Annotated in this window: 13 protein-coding genes; 8 read left to right on the top strand and 5 right to left on the bottom strand. The window is 37.5% G+C overall.

Features of this window, described 5'->3' with window-relative positions; all coding sequences use genetic code 11:
* Window positions 1-402: 402 nt before the first annotated feature.
* The 3 genes from A4F88_RS00220 to A4F88_RS00210 are packed head-to-tail and all read left to right on the top strand — an operon-like array spanning window position 403 to window position 13,720.
* The gene (locus tag A4F88_RS00220; protein WP_068840538.1) at window positions 403-10,827 is read left to right on the top strand and encodes a PKD domain-containing protein; all 10,425 of its coding nucleotides are present in this window, start codon (window positions 403-405) and stop codon (window positions 10,825-10,827) included.
* 29 nt (window positions 10,828-10,856) lie between these two features.
* Window positions 10,857-11,780 (top strand): PorP/SprF family type IX secretion system membrane protein, encoded by a 924-nt coding sequence (locus A4F88_RS00215; RefSeq protein ID WP_068840537.1) that lies wholly within the window; start codon window positions 10,857-10,859, stop codon window positions 11,778-11,780.
* Window positions 11,781-11,791: 11 nt separating this feature from the next.
* Window positions 11,792-13,720, top strand: a complete 1,929-nt coding sequence (locus A4F88_RS00210) for an OmpA family protein (RefSeq protein WP_068840536.1) — start codon at window positions 11,792-11,794, stop codon at window positions 13,718-13,720.
* A 91-nt stretch (window positions 13,721-13,811) separates the two neighbouring features.
* Here A4F88_RS00210 and A4F88_RS00205 read toward each other — a convergent pair whose 3' ends face one another.
* Together A4F88_RS00205 and A4F88_RS00200 are read right to left on the bottom strand one after the other, a co-directional pair.
* Window positions 13,812-14,630 carry a helix-turn-helix domain-containing protein gene (locus tag A4F88_RS00205; RefSeq protein ID WP_068840535.1) on the bottom strand — a complete coding sequence of 273 codons (819 nt, stop codon included), beginning with the start codon at window positions 14,628-14,630 and terminating at the stop codon, window positions 13,812-13,814.
* A gap of 76 nt (window positions 14,631-14,706) precedes the next feature.
* A complete protein-coding gene (locus A4F88_RS00200) occupies window positions 14,707-15,705 on the bottom strand; it encodes an SDR family NAD(P)-dependent oxidoreductase (RefSeq protein ID WP_068840534.1) in 999 nt (332 codons plus the stop codon).
* A gap of 192 nt (window positions 15,706-15,897) precedes the next feature.
* Between A4F88_RS00200 and A4F88_RS00195 the strand changes: the two genes are divergently transcribed.
* Both A4F88_RS00195 and A4F88_RS00190 read left to right on the top strand, forming a co-directional pair.
* Window positions 15,898-16,668: a hypothetical protein gene (locus A4F88_RS00195; RefSeq protein ID WP_068840533.1), complete on the top strand. Its 771-nt coding sequence runs from the start codon at window positions 15,898-15,900 to the stop codon at window positions 16,666-16,668.
* 22 nt (window positions 16,669-16,690) lie between these two features.
* Window positions 16,691-17,329 (top strand): FEKKY domain-containing protein, encoded by a 639-nt coding sequence (locus A4F88_RS00190; protein ID WP_068840532.1) that lies wholly within the window; start codon window positions 16,691-16,693, stop codon window positions 17,327-17,329.
* A gap of 77 nt (window positions 17,330-17,406) precedes the next feature.
* On the opposite strand, the gene A4F88_RS00185 is transcribed toward A4F88_RS00190, so the two are convergent.
* The 3 genes from A4F88_RS00185 to A4F88_RS00175 form a co-directional block, all read right to left on the bottom strand.
* Window positions 17,407-17,808, bottom strand: coding sequence for a DoxX family protein (locus tag A4F88_RS00185; protein WP_068840531.1), 402 nt, complete (start codon window positions 17,806-17,808; stop codon window positions 17,407-17,409).
* Window positions 17,809-18,054: 246 nt separating this feature from the next.
* A complete protein-coding gene (locus tag A4F88_RS00180) occupies window positions 18,055-18,747 on the bottom strand; it encodes a CPBP family intramembrane glutamic endopeptidase (protein ID WP_068840530.1) in 693 nt (230 codons plus the stop codon).
* Window positions 18,748-18,827: 80 nt separating this feature from the next.
* Window positions 18,828-19,418, bottom strand: coding sequence for a Crp/Fnr family transcriptional regulator (locus tag A4F88_RS00175; RefSeq protein ID WP_068840529.1), 591 nt, complete (start codon window positions 19,416-19,418; stop codon window positions 18,828-18,830).
* A gap of 371 nt (window positions 19,419-19,789) precedes the next feature.
* Between A4F88_RS00175 and A4F88_RS00170 the strand changes: the two genes are divergently transcribed.
* The 3 genes from A4F88_RS00170 (at window position 19,790) to A4F88_RS00160 (ending at window position 24,841) form a co-directional block, all read left to right on the top strand.
* Window positions 19,790-20,149 (top strand): hypothetical protein, encoded by a 360-nt coding sequence (locus A4F88_RS00170; RefSeq protein ID WP_068840528.1) that lies wholly within the window; start codon window positions 19,790-19,792, stop codon window positions 20,147-20,149.
* Between the two features lie 440 nt (window positions 20,150-20,589).
* On the top strand, window positions 20,590-21,696 hold the full coding sequence (locus A4F88_RS00165) for an efflux RND transporter periplasmic adaptor subunit (protein WP_068840527.1): 1,107 nt from the start codon (window positions 20,590-20,592) through the stop codon (window positions 21,694-21,696).
* A gap of 28 nt (window positions 21,697-21,724) precedes the next feature.
* Window positions 21,725-24,841, top strand: a complete 3,117-nt coding sequence (locus A4F88_RS00160) for an efflux RND transporter permease subunit (protein WP_068840526.1) — start codon at window positions 21,725-21,727, stop codon at window positions 24,839-24,841.
* Window positions 24,842-24,843 lie beyond the last annotated feature (2 nt).

Here is a 24,843-nt window from a genome sequence, read left to right as displayed (position 1 = left end):
TGTTTCTATTTTCAAAACACCAGAAGTGAACGTTCTGGTTCTGTTTTTTCTTTCTTCCTTTAAAACTGGGAACTGACAATCTTTTTCATCGTTAAATTACTACAATACAGATTGTTATATTTAACAAAATCTTATATTATTCTCTCTCAAAAACAGCTGTTTTTTGATCGTTTATTTTACTTTTTTCTGTTCAAAAATCTGTATTTTTTTGTACTGAACTCACTTTAAAACTTGTTTCATATTATAACTTGAAACATATAGAACCACATCTCAAAGCTAACTTTTCATAAATTTGAGTATCCCCTTCCCAATCAAATACAATCATCTTTTCTGAAAAACATCATTTACTAATTTAATGTGGTTTTATAAATTGTTCGTACCCACAAAGCAACCTCAAAGCCTATGGAACAATCTATACTTTTTAGCAACTATGTCAAAAAACTGATTTTAGTTCTATTTATTGTTACTTCATGTACTATAAATCTCTACGGGCAAAATTGCTCTGTAAATGCAGGTGTACTTAATGTTACTATATGCGAAACAGACGCGTTAACGCTGGTCGGAAATGTACCTTCTCCTATTATTGGTAATGTGTTATGGACACAAATATCAGGGCCGGCAGTCGTTATAAATTCACCAAACAGTCCAACCACAACTGTTGACGGCTATACCGGAGGTAATACTTATATTTTTAGATATAGTGCGACTTGCGGTGACGGAGTATCAACGTATCAGGATAAAGTGGTCAATGTAAAACCCATTACAATTGCCAATGCGGGCAGTAATCTCACGAGTTGTCCTAACAGTACGGGAACGCTCACCATTATGGCCAATACACCAAAAAATACAGGCGAAACAGCCTATTGGGAGATTGTTGGGGCCAATAATGCGGGAGTTGTCATTAATTTTCCAAATCTGCCTACCTCATCAATTACATTGCCTCAAACAAGTTGTGGCGTCACTACACTTCAATGGGTAATCGAAGGTCCTGAATATGCACCGGGACAACGATGCAGAACAACATCACAAATTACAGTTACCAATTATGGCGGAGTTAAACCAGTTTCTGCGGGACCGGATCAAACCTTAAGTAATTGTTATACTACCACACAAACTACCAATCTAAACGGTACTTATGGAGGTTGTAACCTAAACGGACAAAACGGACAATGGACTTTTGTTAGCGGTCCTAATACGCCAACTATTGCTAATCCAAACTCAAACAATACTCAGGTTTCGAATCTGGTTCAGGGAACATATACTTTTAGATGGACGGTAACGGGACCTTGTGCTTCCGGAAATGATCTTGTTACGATTACAGTTCCTGCCGGAACCCAAAATGTAACGACATTGCCCGGAGGTGATGAAAACATATTCTTTTGTGACAACAATATCAATCAGGTTACACTTGTAGCTCAAACGCCTTTGTACACAGGAGAAACAGTGCAATGGACACAAATTTCAGGAGATCCGGGAGCTGTAATTGTTTCACCAACAAATTCGACTACTCTGGTTACAAATATATCCAGTACAGGAGGTCCTTATAAATTTAGATACACACTGACCAATAACAATACAGGCTGTATTTTTACTAAAGATTATAATGTGCAGTATAATGGCTCTACAAGATCTATTGTAGCCAATAATGGCAATGATATGGTAGGAAGCTGTAATGCGACTGTGTTTACTATTCCGCTGGCGGTTACAGGAAGTGGCTCAAATCAATACAGGATTGTAAGCGGTCCGGCAAGTTCTCCGTTAGGTCCTTTTCCTACTGCCCTACAGGATATTGGAAATACTTTAACCTTAACCTTGACAGCATCCGGAGATTATAACGTAGAATTTATCAGAAGCGAAAACGGCTCACTTCCTGTCAATTGTGATTTTGGATTTGACACTCTGAGTATTCTGGTTTCCGGAGCACCAACGCCTTCGAATGCTGGTTCTGATGTAAGTTTGCCGTGTGGTGATACGACTACCATGTTATCCGGAGTTGCAACAGATGACGGAATGCATTTTTGGAGTCAGCTTAACGGTCCTAATACGGCTACTATTACCGATAGTTTTGCTGTAGATACACAAGTAAGCGGGCTTATTCCCGGAACATATGTTTTTCAATATATTACAAAAGGTGGTGGTGCAACATGCGGTTTTTCTGTTGCTACAGTAACCATATATGTTTCATCAAGTACTTTAGGAGTAACTGATGCAGGACCTAATCAGATTGTTTGTGTTAATTCGCAGGTTCCGTTGGCAGCCACACCGGCACAAAGCGGAGAAATTGGAACATGGAGTCAGGTTTCAGGCCCAGGTACAATTACATTTTCAAATGTTAACGATCCAAATGCAATAGCCAAGGGGTTTACCTCAAGTGCATCTGCTTACCAATTACAATGGACTGTTTCTTATCTGCATCCCGGTCCTTCGTGTAATGTATCTGTTTCTGATACTGTAACGATTACTACAAATACTTCAAACGCTGCTTCAAATTCTAACGCAGGTCCAAATGCCTGTTATCCTTCAGGAACAAGTTCTTTTAACCTTGGCGGAAACAGCCCGGGAACACTTGAAACCGGAACATGGTCAGTATCTCCTTCGGCAGGAGTCATTTTTGCTAATGTAAATGATCCTAATACGCTCGTTAATGTTCCTGGAAATGGCACGTATGTTTTTACCTGGGCTATTGAAACAGCAACAAGATTATGTGATCCTAATAAAAGTAGTGTTTCTGTTACTATCGCCAATACTCCTCCAACAGCCAGTGCAGGTCCTGATCAGGAAATATGTGGTAATACCATAACAATGGCTGCAACTGCAAGTAGCGGCGGAGTTGGTACCTGGACAAGAATTTCAGGAGTTGGAGGTTATACGATAAGTAATGAGCATGATCCAAATGCAACTTTTACATTTGCATATAGTGGCTATTATATTTTCAGATGGACAATAAATGCTGATGTTTGCGGCTCTGCGTTTGATGACGTTAATATTACTGTTGGAATTCCGCCTCATACTGCCAATGCAGGTCCGGATCAAAATATATGTAACAGTACAAGTGTTACCATGGCCGGAAATATCTATGATAATTTCTTTGAAAGCGGACAATGGTCTTTACTTAGCGGAGCTCCTAATCAGCCTACTATTGTAAATCCGTCTAATCCAAATACCGTAATTAATGGGCTTGTTGCCGGAACCTATACTTTTAGATGGACTATTACGGCAAAAGATATCTTTTTATGTTCAGGTACATTCGATGATATGATTGTTACTGTTACTCCTGCCGCCAATGCCGGAGCGGATCAGACGTATTGTGATGTTAGCAGCATACAACTCATTGGAAATAAAAACTCTAAAGGAACCTGGACACTTACCAGTACATCAGGAAACGTTAATGATGTTGTCATAACCCAATCTCCGCCTAACAGTTATATAGCAAATGCTACTGTTGTACCGGGAAATAGTTATGTGTTTACCTATACTACAAGTAGTGTAACCAATCCGGATAATTCTGTTTGTCCGGGATCATCAGATTCAGTTACTATAGAAATCTTTAGCGGAGCCAGTATTGATCCGGATGCAGGCCCTGATCAGATTTTATGTATTCCTGATGTTGCCGCTACTACTACTCTTAACGGAAATATACCTCCACCGGATGTTACCAATGCTGAATGGCGTTTTGTGTACCAGCCCGCCGGAAGTTCCGCAGTAATTAATACTCCGTCAGCACCACTAACTACACTTTCAAACTTAACTGTACCCGGGCTTTATATTTTAGAATGGGTATTTGAAAATCCTGCGTGCAGAGCCTTATCAGATATTGTGAGAATCCAGGTCAATGCAGCTCCAAGTACAGCAAATGCAGGCCCTGATGATACAGCAGCCTGTCAGACTACTTATAAAACTGCTGCGGTTCCGCCCACTGTAGGTATCGGAACATGGTCTTTTGCCAGCCCCGCTGATGATCCGTCAGGAGGTGCTGTGGTTATTGACAGCCCAAACAGTCCTACGACAACCTTATCCAATATTACGACCTTAGGAACCTATAGATTAACCTGGACAGTAACAAACGGACCATTTACCAATCCGTCTCTATGTCAGCCTACTTCAGATACTGTCGAAATAACGTTTAATGATATACCGCCATCTATAGCAAATGCAGGCCCTGATCAGGAATTATGTGATGTGAGTACAACCACTATGGATGCCGTTGCGGTAACTTCTGGTTTAGGTACCTGGATTCAGCTTTCAGGACCAAATACTGCTTTTATTTCAGCGCCAAATAATGAGAAAACACCCATGTTAGGATTGGTTCCGGGAACCTATGAATTTAAATGGACAACTAGTACTTTAAATTTAAATGGATGTATTTCAGAAGACCAGGTTAAAGTTACAATCTATCAACTGCCATCAACGGCAAATGCGGGACCAGATCAAACGATTCCGCAATTTATACCGGTAAGTTTAAATGCTGTACCGCCAACAGTTGGTACCGGAGTCTGGACTCAGGTATCCGGTCCTACCAATATTGTTTTTGAAGATACTTCGCTGCCAGCATCTGCAATTGCAGGAACTATCGCGGGAACTTATGTATTACGATGGACGGTAACAAACGGAAATTGTGCTGTTTCATCAGATACTGTTACCCTTACTATTCTGGCAGTCGCAGATCTTGAATTAACTAAATCTGTTACACCAACAACAGGAAGTGCCGGAGACATTGTAACCTTTACAATACAGGTTTTTAATAATAATTCATTGGGAGGAACTGTAGATGCTACAGGTGTTGCAGTTCGCGATTATATTCCGTCAGGATATACCATTGTACCGGGTTCTGTCAATTTAGCCGGACAATATAATGTTGGTGATAATACCATTTCCTGGTATGGTCTGATGATTCCAAACGGAACAAAGTTAAACTTAACGTTTCAGGCTACTATTAAACCAACAGGATCTTATGTAAATGTTGCCGAAATTATTGCTTCTGATCAATTTGATCCTGACAGTACACCAAACAATCATATTCCTACTGAAGACGATCAGGACAGCGTGGGCATCATTTTGGATGTTGCTGACTTATCGCTTCATAAATCAGTTTCTCCGGCAACAGTCAGTATCAATGACAATGTAATATTTACGATTTCTGTTACCAATAGCGGTCCAAACAATGCAACAGGAGTTACTGTTTCAGATCATTTACCTTCAGGATATACTTATGTAAGTGATAATGGTGCCGGAAAATATAATAATACTACAGGAATCTGGAATATTGGAAACCTCAATAATGGTAACTCTATTTCGCTTCAGATTACAGCAAAAGTTAAAGTGGCTACTGCAGCCAATTATATTAATGTTGCCGAAATACAAACTTCAAAACAACTCGATCCTGACAGTACTCCCGGTAACGGACTTCCGGAAGATGATATGGATAATGCTGCTATTACTTTAAAATCAGCCGATTTAGAACTTAGTAAAGCTGTTTTCCCAACATCGGCATCTGCAGGTCAAAAAGTAGATTTTACGCTGACTCTGGTTAATAAAGGTCCGGGAAATGCAACGGGTGTAAGCGTACAGGATATTATTCCGGTGGGATATACCCTGGTTCCGGGATCTGTATCTAATGGTGGTTTGTATCAGGCTGCAAATGCATCACTCGACTGGAAAAACTTAGTATTAGCAAGTGGGACAACCTTAAGTCTTACTTTTAGTGCTATTGTAAATTCGTCCGGTAATTATTTAAATACGGCTCAGGTAACAGCCAGTGATTTACCGGATCCTGACAGTACGCCTAATAATGATGACGGTGATCAGAGCGAAGATGATGAAGCAAATGCAAAAATTACCTTTATAGGTCCGTCTGCTGATTTGTCTCTGGTTAAAAATGTAGTGGCCGGAAACACAAGTCCTGTCGTAGGAAGTCAGATTTCCTTTGAACTTGTTATTACGAACAGCGGACCAGATAATGCAACGGGAGTTCAAGTTAAAGATCTTTTACCATCTGGTTATCAGTTTGTAAACTACAGTTCCTCAGCAGGTATTTACAACAATATCACAGGTTTATGGAATGTGGGTACTGTAGATACCGGAGTTTCTGAATCTCTTATTATTGATGCAAAAGTATTGCCGAGCGGAGATTACTTTAATATTACTCAGGTAACAGCAAGCGACTTGCCGGATCCTGACAGTACACCTAATAATGATGATGGTGATCAGAGTGAAGATGACGAAGCCAATGCTGCTGTTACGCCTATTCAGCCTTCTTCGGATTTATCATTAACCAAATCAGTTAATAATCCAACGCCAATTGTGGGTTCACAAGTGATCTTTGAAGTTACAATGAACAACAGTGGTCCGCAAGACAATACTGGTGTTCAGATAAAAGATGTATTACCTTCAGGTTATACATATGTCGGATTTACGGTTTCAACAGGAATTTACAATCCAACAACAGGATTATGGACTATTGGTAACATACCAAACGGAAAATCAGAAGCCTTGCAAATCATAGCTACTGTAAATGCAACAGGCAATTATCAGAATATTGCCGAGGTTACGGCTGCCGATCTTCCCGATCCTGATTCTACGCCAAATAATGGTGTTACCACCGAGGATGATTATGCAACTGTAAGTACAACTCCAATAAGTCAGTCTTCGGATTTATCTTTGACCAAAACGGTTAATAATGCAACCCCAATTGTAGGTTCACAAGTTACTTTTGAAGTCGTGGTAACCAATAATGGCCCTCAGGATAATACTGGTGTTCAGGTAACTGATTTATTACCTTCAGGCTACACCTACAATGCTTTTACGATTTCAACCGGAACATACAATCCCGCAACAGGATTATGGATTGTAGGCAATTTAATTAACGGAAAATCAGAGACATTGCAAATCACAGGAACTGTAAATGCAACGGGAGATTATCTTAATATTGCAGAGGTTACGGCTGCTGATCTTCCCGATCCGGATTCTACGCCAAATAATGGTGTTACCACCGAGGATGATTATGCAACGGCCATCACAACTCCAATAAGTCAGGCTTCGGATTTATCATTAACTAAAAAAGTAAACAATCCAACGCCGATTGTAGGTTCACCAGTTACTTTTGAAGTTGTGGTAACCAATAGTGGTCCACAAAACAATACCGGTGTTCAGGTCACTGATTTGCTTCCGAATGGTTATACCTATAATAGCTTTACAGTTTCCACCGGAACCTATAATTCAACAACAGGATTGTGGACTGTTGGTAATTTAATTAACGGAAAATCAGAAACACTGCAGATTACCGGAACCGTAAACGCAACTGGTAATTATTTAAATATTGCAGAAGTTACCGCTGCTGATCTTCCCGATCCGGATTCAACGCCGAATAATGGTGTTACCACCGAAGATGATTATGCAACGGCTACGATAACACCAACCAATCAGGCTTCGGATTTATCATTAACTAAAAAAGTAAACAATCCAACACCAATTGTAGGTTCACAAGTTACTTTTGAAGTTGTGGTAACCAATAGTGGTCCACAAAACAATACTGGTGTTCAGGTCACTGATTTGCTTCCGAATGGTTATACCTATAATAGCTTTACAGTTTCAACAGGAACCTATAATTCAACAACAGGATTGTGGACTGTTGGTAATTTAATTAACGGAAAATCAGAAACACTGCAAATTACCGGAACCGTAAACGCAACTGGTAATTATTTAAATATTGCAGAAGTTACCGCTGCCGATCTTCCCGATCCGGATTCTACGCCAAATAATGGTGTTACCACCGAAGATGATTATGCAACGGCTACGATAACACCAACCAATCAGGCTTCGGATTTATCATTAACTAAAAGAGTAAACAATCCAACGCCATTAGTGGGCTCACAAGTTACTTTTGAAATCGTGGTAACCAATAGTGGCCCACAAAACAATACTGGTGTTCAGGTGACTGATTTATTACCTTCAGGTTACACCTATAATAGTTTTACAGTTTCTACCGGAACTTACAATCCCACAACAGGATTGTGGACAGTTGGTAATTTAATCAACGGAAAATCAGAAACATTGCAAATTACCGGAACCGTAAATTTAACCGGTACTTACCTGAATATTGCAGAGGTAACCGCTGCTGATCTTCCCGATCCGGATTCTACGCCAAATAATGGTGTTACCACCGAGGATGATTATGCGACTGCAACTACGGTTCCAATAACCCAGGCAGCTAATTTATCATTAACCAAAACAGTAAGCAATCCAACACCATTGATAGGTTCATTCGTTACTTTTGAAGTTATTGTAACCAATAGCGGCCCTCAAAATACTGCTGGTGTCGAAGTAACTGATTTATTACCTTCTGGTTATACCTACAGCAGCTTTACGGCTACAAAAGGAACTTATAATAAAAATACCGGAAAATGGAATATTGGTTCTTTACTAAACGGAGATTCGCAAACATTGCAAATAACAGCAACTGTAAACGCAACAGGCAACTACCTCAACGTTGCCGAAGTAACCGCGAGCAGTTTACCAGATCCAAATTCAACTCCTAATAACGGTGTAACTACAGAAGATGATTATGCAACGGCAACTACTACTCCAACATCTGCTTTAGCTGATTTATCATTAACAAAAACTTTGGTAGGTGGTAATTTGAGTCCGATTTTTGGTACAACGGTTACTTTTGAAATCACTGTAAAAAACAGCGGTCCGCAAACTGCAACCGGTGTAAAAGTAATTGACTTACTGCCTAACGGATATGAATATATTGTGTACAGCTCTACTGCCGGACAATACAATCAAATTACCGGAATATGGGATGTTGGTACTATTGCTAACGGAGATTCACAATCTCTGTTGCTTTCTGTAAAAGTGAACAATACAGGAAACTATCTCAATGTGGCAGAAGTTTACAGCTCGAATCAGGCAGATCCAAACAGTACACCAAATAACAATGCACCTGGCGAAGATGATATAAGTTCTGTTACCCTTACTCCTGTTCCTGCGGTAGCTGATCTTTCGATAGAGAAAAAAGTCATCAATAATATTCTTACTCCTGATGTTGGATCACAGATTTCATTTTCTGTTACGGTAACCAATTCAGGGCCAAGTATTGCAACAGGTGTTACAATCAAAGATATTTTACCTTCAGGATATGATTACATTTTTTACAGTGCTACGTCCGGAAGTTACAATCGTATTACCGGAATATGGTCACCAGGAGTTATTCTGCCGGGCAATAGCCATACTTTATTGATTAATGTTTTTGTTAAAACTCCAACGGGAACTGCAAATGAATATCTGAATTCTGCAGAAATAATGACATCAGATCAATTTGATCCGGACAGTACACCAGGAAATGGTGTCGTAACCGAAGATGATTACGACAGTATTTCTGTAACTCCTGTAATTGTCATGGCCGATTTGTCTATCAGCAAAACGGCCCTAAATGGCGATGCTTTACAAGAAGTTGGCGGAACCGTTATTTTTACGGTTACAGTGACCAATGATGGCCCGGGAGATGCAAGTGGTGTCATGGTAAAAGATTTATTACCTCCCGGATTTACTTATATAACCAGTAGTCCTACAAGCGGTCTTTACAACTATATTACAGGAGTCTGGAATGCAGGAAGTGTAGCAAATGGCGCTACACAATCTCTGGATATTTATACGAAAGTAAATCCGCCAACAGGTGTACCTAACGAATATACAAATGAAACTGAAATTATTGCCAGTAACTTACCAGATCCGGATTCAACACCAAACAATGGCGTAAAAACCGAAGACGATTATGACAGTCTTCAGATAAAAGTTGCGATCTCTGACCTGAGTCTGAACAAAACAGTCAGCAATAAAAATGCAAATGTAAACGAGGTTATCACCTTTACCCTGCAGCTCGACAATGCAGGACCAAGTGTCGCTACCGGAGTTGCTGTAGAAGATATGATCCCTTTAGGATATTACAATATCTCCAATATTAATAACGGAGGAATCTTTAGTAAAAACGTGATAAAATGGACAGATCTTACTGTTCCGGTTGGTGGTATTACTTTAAGCTATCAGGTTACAGTTGCCAATCCGCATGGACTGGACAGCAACGATTACCTCAACATCGCGCAGGTTACAGCCAGCGATCAGTACGATCCTGACAGTAAACCAAACAATGATAATGGGGATCAGAGCGAAGACGACGAAGATTCAGAATTTGTCAATATTCCGTCAACTGATATTGCCATCAACAAAGAAGTTGATAAAACAGATGTTCCAATGGGCAGTACAGTAGTCTTTACTATTATGGCAGAAAATCTGGGCAATCTGACCGCAACCAATGTCGAAGTTCAGGATATTTTACCAAAAGGATATACACTTGACAGTTTTACGGTAACATCCGGAGTTTACAACGCCTCAACAGGTGTCTGGACTATTCCTGCTGTAAATAAAGGAAGTTCACAAACGCTTACGATTACTGCAAAAGTGGTAGACTTTAATGATTATCTCAACACGGCACATTTTGTAAAAATGGATCAGATTGATACCAATTCGTCCAACAATCAGGATAGTGCAACCGTTTCGCCAAACTGTCTGAAAATTTACAACGAATTCTCGCCAAATGACGATGGGCAAAATGATACTTTTTATATCGATTGTATCACACAATATCCGGAAAATCAGTTGCAGATATTCAATCGTTGGGGTAATCTGGTGTATTATAAAAAAGGATATAATAACACCTGGGACGGAAAAGCAGACGGTTCTGCCAAAACACTTCCGGAAGGAACTTATTTCTACATTCTTGATCTCGGAAACGGTTCTCCTAAAGTCTCCGGATGGCTTTATTTAAAATAAAATGGTAATAACCAAAATAAGAATTGGCTATGATTCAAAATATAAAAAAGATTATCACCATCATTACGATGCTTTCTGTATACAATGTTGTAGCACAGCAAGATCCGCAATACACACAGTATATGTATAATACGCTTACTGTAAACTCTGCATATGCCGGCTCATTAGGACATTTAGCCATAACGGGATTATACAGAACACAATGGGTTGGTCTTGACGGAGCTCCCAAGACACAGTCTTTTACACTCGATACTCCTGTTGGAAAACATGTTGGGCTTGGTTTATCTGTAATTAGTGAAGAAATCGGACCTATGGAAGAACAGTATATCGATGCCAATTTTTCCTATACCATTCAGTCCGGACAAACACACAAATTGTCCTTTGGTATAAAAGGTGGCGGAAGAGTCGTAAACATCGACTGGACCAAAGGAAGTTATAAAGATCCTGATGTACAGTTTCGCGAAAACATTACCAATAAATTTCTTCCGGTAGTAGGTGCCGGTTTATACTGGCATGGCGAAAGAGATTATATCGGATTGTCTATTCCTAATTTTATCACCAGAGAACGATACAATTATGATGATATTGCCGAAAATCTTGTCAACGAGCGCATGCACTTATACCTTATTGGCGGAATTGTTTTTGATCTTTCGGCTCATACCAAATTCAAACCTGCAGCTTTTGTTAAATATGTAGCCGGAGCTCCGCTTATTGCTGATTTTTCTGCCAACTTTATGTTCAATAACTGCCTCACGCTTGGTGCATCTTATCGTACATCAGACTCTGTTAGTGCTTTGGCATCCATACAAATTACACCACAAATACTAATTGGTTATGCTTATGATTATACCACAACAGAATTGCAAAATTATAATAGTGGTACGCACGAGATTATGCTTCGTTTTGAATTGGTATCCCGTAAAAATGGTTTAAAATCTCCCCGATTCTTTTAATACTGTGATTTATGAAAAGAACAATTATTATACTTGTACTGTTAGCCATACAAATGATGTATTCGCAAACGAAGAACAAAACAGCCGATGCTCTTTTTGATAAAATGTATTATGTAGATGCCGCAAAGTCGTATGAATTGTCCCTGAAAAATGGTGATGCTTCTAAAGAGACTTTACAGCGAATTGGAGACGCCTATTACTTTAATACACAAATGGAGCACGCCAGTAAATGGTACAGCAAACTGCTTTCAGACTACTCTAATGAAGTTTCTGCAGAATATTATTTCCGTTATGCACAGTCTTTACAGGGAGTTCAGAATTATGAACTGGCAAAAAAATGGATGAAATCATTTTCAGAAAAACAAAAATCTTCTGATTTAAGAGCACAGAATTTTTCGCTTAAAACAGTCACGCTTGAAGACATCAAAAAAATAAAGCCACAGTTTACACTGGAAAATCTCGAAATCAATTCGGCTTATTCTGATTTTGGTCCCATGTTTTACAAAGGCAATTTAGTGTATTCAACCACAGTAGATTCTTCTTATCTGAAAACGGCTAAATATGGCTGGAACGATCAGCCTTTTCTAAACATGCAACTCGGAAAAATAAGCCCGTCACAAACTAATGTTACCTTTAAGGAACGTTTTGGAAAAGAAATTACAACCCAATATCACGAAGCCTGTGTTGCCTTTTCGCCAGATGAGAAAACAATTTATTTTACCCGAAATAATTATAACGGAAAACTAAAAAGAGACAGTAAAGGCATCAATAACTTAAAAATTTATTCGGCAAAAGCTGTAGAAAACGGGAACGGAACCGTTCGCTGGGAAAACATAAAAGAACTTCCTTTTAACAGTGATAATTATTCCGTTGGACAGCCTTCTGTCAGCAAAGACGGAAAAAAACTATATTTTGTTTCTGATATGCCCGGAACAATTGGTTCTACCGACATTTTTGTTGTTGACATTCTGGGAGAAGATCAATACTCCAATCCGAAGAATTTAGGTGAAAAAATAAATACCAGCGGACGTGAAATGTTTCCTTTCATTACTGATAAAGCGTTGTATTTCTCTTCTGACGGATTTCTGGGACTGGGCGGACTTGACGTTTTTGAAAGCAGGTTAAACAACGAAATCTTCGATGCTCCGGTTAATCTTGGCGCACCGTTAAACAGCAATATGGATGACTTTGGTTATATCGTAAACGAAGATACCAACAGGGGTTTTGTATGTTCTAACAGAAAAACCGGAAAAGGAGACGATGATATTTATTCTTTCGAAAGAAGCTGTACACAAGCTATCGAAGGATATGTTTTTGATGCCATTTCGAATAATAAAATTGCCGGAGCTATTGTTACTTTAAAAGATAATGAAAACCGGAAAATAGAAGAAACCGTTTCAAAAATTGATGGGAAATTTGAATTTTCAGAAACCATAACCTGCAAAACGCCTTATACGATTGAGGTTTCAAAAGACAACTTCACACCGGCATCAAAAGCAATTGTAACAGCTGAAAATTCAGGAATTACGCAAGTCCCAATTGGTCTTGATCCTGCTCTTATTGAGCGTAAAGACGGTGTATTGAAGATCAAAATCGGAATCATTTTCTTTGATCTCGATAAATCGAATATACGTTATGATGCCGCAATCGAATTAAACAAAGTCGTTTTGCTGATGAGCCAGTATCCAAGTGTGGTTATTAAAATCGAATCTCATACTGATTCCAGAGCAAATGATCAGTACAATCTTGAATTATCTGACCGAAGAGCCAAGGCAACCCGCGATTACATCATTTCTCAGGGAATTGCTCCTGAACGAATTGAAAGCGCGATTGGATATGGCGAAACACAACTCATCAACAATTGTTCTAATGGGGTTCCGTGTACAGATGCACAACATCAAATGAACAGACGAAGCGAGTTTATTATTACCAAAATGTAGCAAACATTATTTACGATACATTAAAAGGCAATCTTAATTTTAAGATTGCCTTTTTTATATACTTAAAAATCAAACCTCATCACTAAACAGCTTAAGAAACATTCAGCGATGGCAACTGGTTGGGCGATAATCCGTACTTTTTCTTGAAAGCAAACGAAAAATGAGAAAGATCTTCAAAGCCCACTTCCAGATATACTTCTGTTGGTTTTTTCTTTTTTTCAGATAATTGATAATACGCTAATTGTAATCTTTTATCAGTCAGCCATTTTTGTGGCGTAATATGAAACAGCTTTTTAAAATCCCGGTTAAAAGTAGATAAACTGCGTCCGGTTAAATACCCCAATTTTTCCATTGGCATATTAAACATAAAATTACGTTCCATAAATGTAATCAGATCCACTTTTCCGGGTTCATCAAAATTAGCCAGAATACTATCTACACCTTTATCAATTTCCCTTAAAATACTAATCGCTTCAGTAATCTTCAGGGATGCAATATTTTCAGGAAATGCCCCTTCAACATCAAAATAAGGAATTACTGAGCTCAAGCAGCTTTTTAGTAGTGGATGATTGCTAAAACGTTGTATCGTCTGCTCTTTAGCAGGCTTTTTGTCAACATCAATTTTTTCGTAAAACTTTTTTAACCTTTCGGCTGATAAATGCATGACCACAGTTTTATGAGGTTTTCCGTTTTTAGGATAATTGATTATAGTTGCCAAAAGATTTCTCGGAATCAGGAATATATCACCCGTCTTAAAATAAAATGTAGCATCTGCCTGTATTATTTTTGTCTCGCCCGAAATAAACCAAATCAGCATATGGTCATCAAACATCAAATCTGATTTGAACAGCTTATCGTCGTAGCTGGAAAGCTTAATTTCTGGCGTCAGGTATTTTGAAATGTGTTCCATATTGTAATGGTTATAATTTGAAAATTAATCATTTTTTTTAAGTTTTTACCCCGCCAATTCAAATAAAACTTACCTCTTAAATTCTAAAAGATACACCGGTCATTTTCTCGCTTAAATCCCATAGTCTTTTAGCGTTTTCTTCATCCAGAGAATAAGCTTCAACGCCATATGAACCAAAACCTTCCTCACCTTTAACCAGTTTTGCAATGTCTGCATCTTCACAATACACACCTCCAATTTGGTCAAGTTGTGCACTTGTAGCGCACCAAACGGTTGTAGCTGCACCTTGTGGAATTGTTTTTAAATTTGCTGCAACTTCCGGAAGCATATTACCATCAGCATCCAGAAAACCCATTTTTTGAAATAATTCTAACGAAGCTTCTCTTGCCAGCTCTGTGCCTGCTATTGAACCAGGATGTACAGCATATGCCCTTACATTATAAACTTTAGCACGATTGTCCAGTTCAAGAGAAAATAAATTACTTGCCGTTTTAGATTGCCCGTAAGCCTGAAGTGTTTCGTATTCTCTGTGAAGAAAATTAGGGTCATCAAAATTAAAAGATCCCATTTGGTGTCCCAGAGAAGACACATTTACTACCCTTGCACCATTTGCTTTTTTAAGTGCAGGAAACAATCTGGCAGTCAAATGATATTGTCCCAGATAGTTGGTAGCCAATTGCGATTCGATTCCGCGGCTGTCTCGGCGAAGCGGAACCCACATAATACCCGCATTATTAATCAGCAAATGCAAAGATCTTTCTGAGGCAAGGAATTTTTTAGCAAACTGATCAATAGACAACGGATTCATTACATCCATTTCTTCTATTACTACATTTTGAATCCCTTCAAGATTTTTCTTTGCTTTTTCAACATCTCTTGCTGCTACAATTACTGTCGCGCCTGCGGCTGCCAGTATTTTAGTAGTTTCAAGACCAATTCCTGTATTTCCTCCCGTAACAATTGCAATTTTTCCGCTTAGATCAATTCCGTTGATGACTTCGCCTGCAGTTGATTTTGCGTTAAATCCTGAACCAATTGATTGTTGTAACGCTCCCTGATAATTATTCTGTTCCATTTTTTTTATTGTTAAAAAGTTATAGGACAAAATTAGGCGCAATGTTTCTGCCCGGCTTTGTTCAAAAAGTCAACTTTCTTTGTTTAAAACGTCATTAGAAAAGAGGTCATTTTTATAGAAATCTTTTTAAAATATTTTATCTTCACTCCCAACCTTTTTATCATTATTTCCCTCTATAAAAAAAAAGAGACTATGAAAAGAATACTAGTTACCTTGTTTATTTATTGTATTACACAAACTTTATTTTCTCAAACTGCTCTAAATACTGTATTTAAAGATGCTGTTGCTATAGAGAATGAAAATGTTGCTACAAATGGATTTGATTATATACTGAATGTCGTATTAGAAATTCCAAATCAAAAAGAATTAGTCATTGCGAATAATGCTTCTATGCTGCCCAATAAAATATTATTTCATTCTTCACTTGTTAATAGATTCAATTCAGTTACAGTAATTTCTCCTGATTGGGTATATTATAAAGCGGTAAGTAGCATAAAAGACGTTGATTGTGCAGAACCCAGTCCTTCATTCAGGGTTTATAAAATAACAAAGGGTCCTCAAAATAAAATTTCTATTGATAGCACTATCACATATAGAGGTACATTCCCTACAATACAATACAGAAAATCAAAAGAAACTGCTCAGGATAAATTATTAATTTATTACACTGAAAACTGGGGTTCAATATGTTGTCCAAAAGATCCTAAATGGGATCGCATAAAAGAAATTGAAGCATTCAAAAAGCAATTCAGAAATTACGAATCAAAAACATATTTAAAGAATCGTGGAAAAGAAGGTGAACATGAATATTATTATACTTTGGAAAAGCTTGAATTAAAAGACCGATTAAATTTTATTTTAAAAAGCAAGTCCTATGATGAAAAACCAAACACTAAAAAATTAAGTCCTGAACTTTATTTTCCATATTATATCAGCAATTATGATTTGACAGAAGTCAAATAAATACTGAAAACTCTTTTTTACGATGATTCATTTTAAAATAATATTATCCTTTCTTTTATGTTCTCAATTCTTTCTAGCACAAGACAGAAAAATATATGGCGTTGTTAAAGACAGTACTGGAAGTGTTTTACCAGGAGTAAATATTCTGGTTGAAGGAAAGCAGACCTATACCACAACAGATTTTTACGGTAATTATAATATAAAAGCCAATTCTGCTGATTTTTTAATTTTCAGTTATGTTGGAATGAAATCCAAAAAAATTAGTGCCAATCCAGAAGAGATAAATGTTACACTACAAGCAGATACTATAGTTGAAGATTTGCTACCACCTGTTATTCAGCAAAAAAAACCTAAGTATGCAATTAGTCGGGTATCTGAAGAGGATCTTAAAAACGGTAATAATCCCAATTACAACTTTAATAAAAATGCCAAAAATAATTTGTTTGTTATTTTTATTTCCAGTTTTAATGGTTTACAAAAAGAAGATTTCGACTTTCAACAAAAATATAAAATACTCTATTCAGGACCGGGAAGTTACTCTGCTAAATATTTAAACAAATACAATAAGCTTACATTTGAATATTTGACAAGAAAATACAAAAAAGACTGGTTATCTGAAGTACGACAAGACGCCATCGGGTTAAAAAAGTACAGCAATTAATCATCATTAAAAAAATAAAAAATGTGCAAAGCCAGAAGCATTTGCACATTTTTTATATCTAAAACTTTCAGAGCGTTTTAATCCCAATTGTTGTTTTTAGAAAGGGCATATTTTCCTCCACCAGTGAAAAACAAAACAAGAGAACCAAAAAAGTATAAACCAAGAAGTTCCAGTTCCCAACCGCCATGATCGCTTAATTTGAATATATCTGCACTATGAACCATTAAAACAGCCACTAAACAATTAACTGCATAAATTATTGCAGCGATTCTGGTTCTAAAACCAATGATAAGTAATACTGGTGCCAGAATCTCGCCAATTAAAACACCATAAGCAAAAAATCCCGGAAGACCTTTTTCTACAAGCATTCCGCTTATAAATTCTAAACCTCCTCCAAATTTAGAGATACCATGCAAAAGCATTAATAATCCAATTGTAATACGAAGTATTAACAAACCAAAATCGTTGTTTTTTCTCATTTTTCAATAATTTTTTAATAATAAACAAATCAGTATCTCCTGCAAAAAAAGGTTTCTGCAAGATAGCCGCTATGGGTAAAAATAGTAAAAAATAATTCGAAACACCCAAGAGCAAAAGATTTCTGATTATAAAATTCAGCGTTTTTATAAAATTTAAAACATATATAAAACAATAAAAAAAGCGCAACATCAGAGACAGACAGTTGCGCATTCTTTCACCATATATTTTAGAAATCAATCTGATATCTAACTTTCTAAAGCCAGTTTAGCTTTCAGTTTTCGGTCGTAAACAATTACAAATCCAATCCATACAACCAAAAGTCCCAAAATTACCATCAGTTCCTGTTCGTGTACCCCTTTTACAAAAAAATTGTTTAACGAATGAACACCGGCAACAGCAAGTAAAGAGCCTGTTTTAGTATATATTTTACCAATTCCCCAGGTACCAAAGAAAATAACGCCAAGAAAAATTAAATTAGTAGCTGTCATTTCGATATTAAGATGCCATAAAAACCAGAGAACCGCAATAATTACAGTACTGTAAAATGTTGGAAGCCCTTTTAATTGCTCCTGTAAAAATCCTCTCCAGCCAATTTCTTCCAAAAGGCCATAAACCAAAACCGTAAAAGCAAATACAATTGGAAATTTGCCATACATGAAATAATATAAAGTTGTAACCACAATTGCCGGAAGTATCCAAAAAACAGCAAAAGGCAAAACATAATTATTGTATATTCCTTTTAAAGACATGGAATTTTGAAGAGAGAATAATTTTATCGCCACCAATGCACCCAAAGCCGGACCAATACCGCGAAGCAAAATAAAGATATATTCATGTACAGTACCTGTTAGTAAATCTGTTTTTACTGCTACAAATCTGCAAGTGATAGCAATGATATAAAAAACTGCAATAGCCAAATAATTAATGTTACGTTTCATAAGATAAATTTGTTTGTTTGATTAGGTTGAGACAAACTTACTAAGTGGTAACAAGAATAAAATTGACTTTGGGTAAGAAATCACTTTTCGGTAATTCTTTTTCGAATTCGGCTTAAACTTTCAGCTGTTAGTCCTAAATAAGAAGCAATAACTTTTAACGGAGTACGTTGAAATATCTCGGGTCTCGATTCAATTAGTTTTAAATATCGATCCTGCGGTGTCAGCGTTAAAAGATCAATTTGCTGTTGTTGTTTTTGTACATACAACATTTCAGAAACTGCTTTTCCTACTCTTAAACCCGCTTCAGATCTACTGTAAAGCTCTTTAAGATCTGTATGAGAAATTGACCATAAAGTAATATCTTCCAAAGCTTCGACCTTAATACCAGAAGTTTTTTGATTAAGAAAAGAAAGATAATCACTTATAAACGATCTTTCGTAAAGCAAATTGATGCAGATATCCCTGTTCCCGTCCCAGACAAACAATCCGGCCGAACCATTTATGATGATATTCAGAAACCTTTCTATCTGGTCATATTCTTTTATAATCTCAGACTTTTTAAATTCCCGAATTGCTATCTTTTTAGAAAAAGCATCCCAGATATTGGTATCTGAAGCATAATAGGAATCAAAAATCTTTTTTACATCTTCTGGAGAAGGATTTTGGGACATAATTATGAAAATAACAATTTTACAAAAACCAAATTACAAAACTAATCCTGGCATATTGCATATTAACAACACATAGAAACATAGATTTTGATTCTGCTAAAAAAAGCGTTTCACTTATTTAGAAAACACATAACTGACTATGTGAAAGAAATGTGTTTCCTTTTGTCTACTTTTTTATATATAAATCTATGTTTCTATGTGTTAAATGATTTTTTTACAAATTATAGTATGCAATGTTTAGCTCATTTTAAATCTTCGCATTTTTTGGAAAAAATTAAGATTCCTTACTTTTCAAATTAGTATATTTGGCGCACCATCAAATATAAGCCTGTTAGAACAGAAAACAAATTTATAATCTTCGAATTCGATCGATGAAAAACACGAAGTTCACTTGTATCCTTTTATTATTTCTGTTGCTCTTTATAAAGAGTACAGAATCTAATAAATATCATGCTGAACAGGATGCCTGCAAAAATCTTTGCGAACTTACCATTTCGGATATTCCGCAGCTTTCATCTTCAGACTTTACTGCAAAAGAACTGCAGATTCATTACATTGTAAAAAAGAAGATTAAACACAGAGCAACTACTCTCGACAGCAGTACGCTCAAAACACCTTACTACAGCAATTTAATAAACTTTAAGCGCTATAAAAGAAGCTTAATCTATGGTATAGCTTCTATATACCAAATCCAGCGTCATACTTACCTTCATTTGTATCAGTTATTCTAGTTTAAGAATAACGTTAATCCCTTTGGGCGTAATTATTTTTAACAGATAGAAACATAGATTTAGCACTCACAAAAAAGGTGTTTCAGTTATTTAAACACACAGAGACTACTATGTGTTTAGTAACTTGTTTCTGTTTATATTCTTTTATACACGTAAAACCTATGTTTCTATGTGATAAATGATTTTTTTTATTAATTACACACATTGAGTTAACGCTAGTATTTTTATAAAAATGCGGTTTTTTAACTGCAGGATCTTTTTGTGTACCTAACCATGCACAAAGAGCGTATATCTGCTTATAAAAATATTTACCCGACCCGAAACTGTCTTAAAAAATAGTATTCGCGGTACCCCCTGTTTTATTTCTAAACCTAATTAAAAACTCCCTGTAGCTTCTATAAGGGAGAGAATCTATTTATTTATATTATAACAAATTAATCATGAGCATTAAAAACAATTCATTTTTCATCGCTATTTTATCGCTTTTCGTCCTGGTCTCGTGCGGAGATAAAGCCAAAAAAAATGCAGACAAAGTAAAAACACTTCCTGTGTATAAAGTAACTTTAAAAGATACCATCGTTTCGAACCGGTTTGTTGCCGATGTGCACGCCAAAAACAATGTCGAAATTCACGTTCGTATTCCCGGATTACTGGACAAAGTATATGTAAGCGAAGGCCAAAAAGTAAAAAAGGGACAATTATTATTTAAAATAAGCGATGTAGAACTTCAAATACAACTTTTAAAAGCCGAAGCTGTTTATAAAAGCAGTATGGCCGATTTAAGAATCGCAACCGTAGAGCTGGAACAAGCTCAAACCCTCTTCAATAAAAAAGTAATTGCCGATAAAGAATTAGAATTATCTAAAGCAAAACATGATGCGGCTTCTGCCAAAGTAGCGCACGCTTCCGCGGAAAGAAAAGCGATCAACCAGCAGATTAGTTTTACCACAATCCGTGCACCGTTTGATGGTACTGTGGATAGAATTCCGTTTAAAGAAGGAAGTCTGGTCGAAAACGGATCGCTGCTTACAACCGTTTCACAATTAGACGATGTTTACGCCTATTTTTCTATTCCTGAGAATACGTATTTCCAGATGATGGAAGACAAAACCCTTCATACACAAGGCGATATCAAACTGGTATTGCCAAACGGAATGGTTTACGACCAAAAAGGAGAACTAAGAACCGCCGACGGAGAAATCGACAGACAAACAGGCTCTATTCAATACAAAGCAAAATTTCATAATCCGCAGGGATTTATCAAACACGGAACTTCGGGAAAACTGATTATTTCAGAACCTAAAACCGATGCCATTATAATTCCGCAAAAAGCAGTTTTCTCTATTCAGGATAAACAATTCGTATTTCTGGTGGGCAAAGAAGGCATTGTAAAAATGACCAACGTAACCATTGGAAGTACGCTTGACGATGTATACATTTTAAACAAAGGACTAAAAAACAACGATTTAATTGTTCAGGAAGGCATTCAGTCTTTACGTGACGGCGATAAAATCAATATAAAAGAAACCCAAAACGTAAGCCTGTAATTAGTATACATATTTAAAAGATTTCACAATGATAGAAATGTTTATCAAAAGAAAAATATTATCATTAATCATCTCGGTTATGATAGTACTTTTAGGATTACTGGCTTTGTTTCAGCTTCCTATTACCCAGTTTCCGGATATTGTACCGCCGTCTGTAACGGTTACGGCAAAATATACGGGAGCAAATGCGGAGGTTTCTGCCAATGCCGTGGCACTTCCGTTAGAACGTGCCATAAACGGTGTTCCCGGAATGACGTATATGTCGACCGTAACTTCTAACGATGGTTTAACGCTGATTCAGGTTTTCTTTGAAGTAGGAACCGATCCGGATCTGGCAGCCGTAAACGTTCAGAACCGTGTTACAACCATACTCGACGAACTTCCGGAAGAAGTAATTCGTGCCGGAGTTACCACAGAAAAAGAGGTAAACAGTATGCTGATGTACCTGAATATTACGAGTACCGATAAAACTCAGGACGAACAGTTTATCTTCAACTTTACGGATATTAATATTCTTCAGGAATTAAAACGTATTGATGGTGTAGGACGTGCTGAAATTATGGGTCAGAAAGAATATTCGATGCGTGTCTGGCTGGATCCGCAAAAGATGCTTTCGTATAATATTTCGGCAAATGAAGTGATCAATTCTCTTCAAAAACAAAATATTTCTGCCGCTCCCGGAAAAGTGGGCGAAGGATCCGGACAGCTGGACAATCAGCTGCAATATGTAATTAAATACGGCGGAAAATTCTTTGAACCAAAACAATATGAAGAAATTCCACTGAGAGCCAATTCAGATGGAACAATTTTACGATTAAAAGACATTTCGAACATTGAATTTGGTTCGATGAGCTACGGAATGGTTTCTAAAACCGACGGAAAACCTTCGGCATCAATCATGTTAAAACAGCGTCCGGGTTCTAATGCTTCTGAAGTTATTGCCAGCGTAAAAGAAAAAATGGCAGAACTAAAAGGAACTTCTTTTCCTCCGGGAATGGAATTTAATATTGCGTATGACGTTTCGCGTTTTCTTGATGCTTCTATCGACGAGGTTTTAAAAACATTAATCGAAGCTTTTATTCTGGTTGCCTTTGTCGTTTTTATTTTCCTGCAAGACTGGCGTTCGACTTTAATTCCGGTATTGGCCGTTCCTGTTGCCCTGATTGGTTCGTTTACTTTTATGTCGATGATGGGATTCTCCATCAACCTGTTAACACTTTTTGCTTTGGTACTTTCCATCGGGATTGTAGTAGATAACGCCATTGTCGTCGTCGAAGCCGTTCACGTGAAAATTTCCGAGGAACACATGGAGCCCCTGCCCGCCACGATCAGCGCCATGAAAGAAATTACCGGAGCCGTTATTGCGATTACCATTGTTATGGCCGCTGTATTTATTCCTGTAGCATTTTTGAGTGGTCCGGTTGGAGTTTTCTACAGGCAGTTTTCGTTAACCATGGCGATTAGTATTGTCATTTCCGGAATCAATGCGCTAACGCTTACTCCGGCTTTATGTGCCATTATGCTTAAAGCGCACGATCCTAATAAACAAAAGACTTCTTTACTCGACAGGTTCTTCCACAGCTTCAATAAATGGTTTGACAGCATCACTTCTAAATACATTCGGGTATTGGTAAAATTTGCCGATCGTACTTCGATTACAGTTGGGTTATTGGTTTTATTCTGTCTGTTTACCTGGGGAACGAGCAAGTTTCTTCCTTCCGGATTTATTCCGTCTGAAGATCAGGGAATGGTTTATGTAAACGTAACCACACCACAAGGAGCAACTGTAGAACGTACCGAAAAAGCATTAGACGAAGTAACGCGTCTTGCCAAAGAAATTAATGGAGTTGACAACGTAACAACACTTGCCGGATACAGTATTGTAACCGAAATTGCCGGGGCTTCGTACGGAATGGGAATGATTAACTTGAAAGACTGGAAAGAACGTGATATTTCGGTAAACGAATTTATTGCCAAACTAACCGAAAAAACAAGAGGCATTACCGATGCACAAATCGAAATTTTTGCACCGCCAACGGTTCCCGGATTTGGTAATACCAGTGGTTTTGAACTTCGTTTACTCGACAAATCAGGCGGAACTATTAATAATACCGATGAAGTAACTAAAAACTTTATAAAGGAACTTAACGCTTCGCCCGAAATACAAAACTCTTTTACCAGTTTTGATGCTACTTTCCCGCAGTATTTAGTCCATATTGATTATGATCTTGCGGCCAAAAAAGGAATTTCTGTAGACAATGCGATGGCAACTTTACAGACGATGTTAGGTTCGTTTTATGCAACCAACTTTATTCGTTTCTCTCAAATGTATAAAGTAATGGTTCAGGCAAGTCCGCAGTTTAGAAAAAATCCCGAAAGCATTCTGGATATGTATCTCAAAAATGATGCAGGCGAAATGGTTCCGTTTTCGACTTTTATAAAACTGGAACGCGTTTACGGACCCGAAGTTTTAACGCGATACAATATGTATATGTCGGCGATGATTAACGGAGAACCTGCCGAAGGTTACAGTTCCGGAGATGCGATTGCTGCCGTAGAAAAAATTGCCGCAGAAAAACTCCCGAGCCGTTTTGAACTCGAATGGTCGGGAATGACGCGCGAAGAAATTCTGTCCGGAAATCAGACCATTTACATTTTTGCCTTATGTATTTTGTTTGTCTATTTACTGCTTGCCGCACAGTACGAGAGTTTGCTCCTTCCGTTTCCGGTTCTTTTAAGTCTTCCTGTGGGGGTTTTTGGTTCATACCTTGCCCTTTTGATGGTTGGTTTAGACAACAATATTTATGCTCAGGTGGCACTCGTCATGCTGATTGGTCTGCTCGCTAAAAATGCCATTCTGATTGTGGAGTTTGCCATGGCACAAAACAAATTAGGACGAGACATTACCGAAGCAGCGATTGAAGGCGCAAGACTTCGTTTCAGACCTATTCTGATGACCTCATTTGCTTTTATTTCAGGATTGATTCCGTTGTGTATTGCAACCGGAGCCGGAGCAGTAGGAAACCGTTCGATTGGTACTGCTGCTGCCGGAGGAATGCTTATAGGAACTGTTTTCGGACTGGTAATCATTCCGGGGCTATACATCCTGTTTGCCAAATTAGAAAAAGCAATGAATAAAAATTAAAA

It is taken from the genome of Flavobacterium chilense (assembly GCF_001602525.1).
In the GTDB taxonomy this organism is placed as follows: Bacteria; Bacteroidota; Bacteroidia; order Flavobacteriales; family Flavobacteriaceae; genus Flavobacterium; species Flavobacterium chilense.
The sequence above is the reverse complement of the archived record's forward strand: the minus strand, read 5'-3'. Positions and strand labels throughout refer to the sequence as shown.

Excerpts from the sequence above, each read along its gene's own strand:
- A4F88_RS00160 (WP_068840526.1), top strand. The coding sequence starts at position 21,725 with ATGATAGAAATGTTTATCAAAAGAAAAATATTATCATTAATCATCTCG.
- A4F88_RS00210 (WP_068840536.1), top strand. The coding sequence starts at position 11,792 with ATGAAAAGAACAATTATTATACTTGTACTGTTAGCCATACAAATGATG.
- A4F88_RS00190 (WP_068840532.1), top strand. The coding sequence starts at position 16,691 with ATGATTCATTTTAAAATAATATTATCCTTTCTTTTATGTTCTCAATTC.
- A4F88_RS00170 (WP_068840528.1), top strand. The coding sequence starts at position 19,790 with ATGAAAAACACGAAGTTCACTTGTATCCTTTTATTATTTCTGTTGCTC.
- A4F88_RS00195 (WP_068840533.1), top strand. The coding sequence starts at position 15,898 with ATGAAAAGAATACTAGTTACCTTGTTTATTTATTGTATTACACAAACT.
- A4F88_RS00175 (WP_068840529.1), bottom strand. The coding sequence starts at position 19,418 with ATGTCCCAAAATCCTTCTCCAGAAGATGTAAAAAAGATTTTTGATTCC.
- A4F88_RS00185 (WP_068840531.1), bottom strand. The coding sequence starts at position 17,808 with ATGAGAAAAAACAACGATTTTGGTTTGTTAATACTTCGTATTACAATT.
- A4F88_RS00205 (WP_068840535.1), bottom strand. The coding sequence starts at position 14,630 with ATGGAACACATTTCAAAATACCTGACGCCAGAAATTAAGCTTTCCAGC.
- A4F88_RS00165 (WP_068840527.1), top strand. The coding sequence starts at position 20,590 with ATGAGCATTAAAAACAATTCATTTTTCATCGCTATTTTATCGCTTTTC.
- A4F88_RS00220 (WP_068840538.1), top strand. The coding sequence starts at position 403 with ATGGAACAATCTATACTTTTTAGCAACTATGTCAAAAAACTGATTTTA.
- A4F88_RS00200 (WP_068840534.1), bottom strand. The coding sequence starts at position 15,705 with ATGGAACAGAATAATTATCAGGGAGCGTTACAACAATCAATTGGTTCA.
- A4F88_RS00180 (WP_068840530.1), bottom strand. The coding sequence starts at position 18,747 with ATGAAACGTAACATTAATTATTTGGCTATTGCAGTTTTTTATATCATT.
- A4F88_RS00215 (WP_068840537.1), top strand. The coding sequence starts at position 10,857 with ATGATTCAAAATATAAAAAAGATTATCACCATCATTACGATGCTTTCT.